We start from the raw sequence: 1,434 nt of genomic DNA, 5'->3' as shown, positions 1-1,434 counted from the left end.
CCTGAATGGCTGCCGTATCCGCTTTCTCCGTCAGTTCCCGACGCACCTCACGCTCCACCGCCGGAAACAGCAGCCGCTGGAACGCATCCTCCGCCGCCTCCTGCACCAGCAGACCGCAGGGGCTTTGATTCCGGACAAACTTTCGCACCACGATCGCCTGCCCCCTGCCCTCCGGCAGAACCACGCTGACTTTCAGGGCATTTTCCCGTTCGCCACGATCCAGCGCCAGCACCCGATGGCCGGCGATCTTTTCCACCGGCTCCTGATAGTCGTAGTAGTTCCGGTAGGGCGTTTCTGCGTTCTCGTCCGCTGCGTGGGAACAGATTGTACCGGACAGCATGGTGAACCGGCGCATCTGTTTGCGCAGGTCGGCGTCGTTCGCCATCTCCTCCGCCAGAATGTCCTTGGCACCCTGAATCGCTGCTGCCGCATCTGGCACTTCCTTTTCCGGGGAAATAAACGCAGCGGCCTCCCGTTCCGGCTGCACACCGGCATCCTGCGCCATCAGTGTCCGTGCCAGCGGTTCCAGTCCCCGTGCGATCGCCATGGATGCCCGTGTCTTTCGCTTGGGGCGGTACGGCAGGTACAGGTCCTCCGTCTCCACCAGCGTTCCGGCACGCTGAATCTTCTCCGCCAGCTCTGGTGTCAGCTTTCCCTGTGCCTCAATGGCGCTGGTGATCTCCGTCTTGCGCTGTTCCAGCTTCCGCAGGTATTGCAGCCGGTTGTCCAGTTCCCGAAGCAGCTGGTCATCCAGCGAGCCGGTCATCTCTTTCCGGTACCGTGCGATAAACGGAATGGTCTTGCCGTCGTCCAGCAGTGCCACTGTGTTCTCCACTTGCTCAGGGCGCAGGTGAAACTCCTCCGCCAGCACTTTCAACATCTCCACGATTCGTGTCCTCCTGTCTGGTTTTCTGCGGCAGCGCCAAACACAAAGCCGTAGGCTAGCTTTGTGCGGAAGTTGCCGAAACACTTTTATTGCTTTGCCAAGTCCCAATTGGGAAGAAGATAGTAGATTTTATCGGACATTGTTTCATAGGAATCCTGTTCATAGAAGTCCATGATTTGCCATTTCCCATTCTGCTTTTCTATCTGAAACTTCGTCCCCGCCTTAGGACCGCCTTGATTGTGCATAATTACATCGCCGTTCTTGTCAACAACATCAAAGTGAATCACAACCCAAATATATCCGGAATGAAAATTATGCAGCGTATACGTGCGGCGAATCTCTACATTTTGTATGGTATATCCTTCCAGATACGCTTCGATTGACATTTCACGGGTAGGAGAATAGTACAGCCGATAATCGTCAAATATCTGATCCCAGTGATATTCTTCATATTTCACTTGATTTTCATGCAGCAGCAGACGTTCTTCCATGGTAAGTCCATGCTCCGACACCGCACGATATGTGTCATCCCGCACGGCGTTTTCGAT

At 55.0% G+C, this 1,434-nt stretch carries 2 protein-coding genes; both read right to left on the bottom strand.

The features are described 5' to 3' along the window. A partial coding sequence (locus QZL66_RS05570) for a Tex-like N-terminal domain-containing protein (protein WP_293601884.1) occupies positions 1-886 on the bottom strand: 886 nt, incomplete at its 3' end. An 86-nt stretch (positions 887-972) separates the two neighbouring features. After that, positions 973-1,434, bottom strand: a 462-nt coding sequence (locus QZL66_RS05565) for a hypothetical protein (RefSeq protein ID WP_293601883.1), incomplete at its 5' end; no start/stop codon positions are given.

It is taken from the genome of Ruminococcus sp. CAG:330, assembly GCF_000437175.1.
Classification (GTDB): domain Bacteria; phylum Bacillota; class Clostridia; order Oscillospirales; family Ruminococcaceae; genus Ruminococcus_C.
The sequence above is the reverse complement of the archived record's forward strand: the minus strand, read 5'-3'. Positions and strand labels throughout refer to the sequence as shown.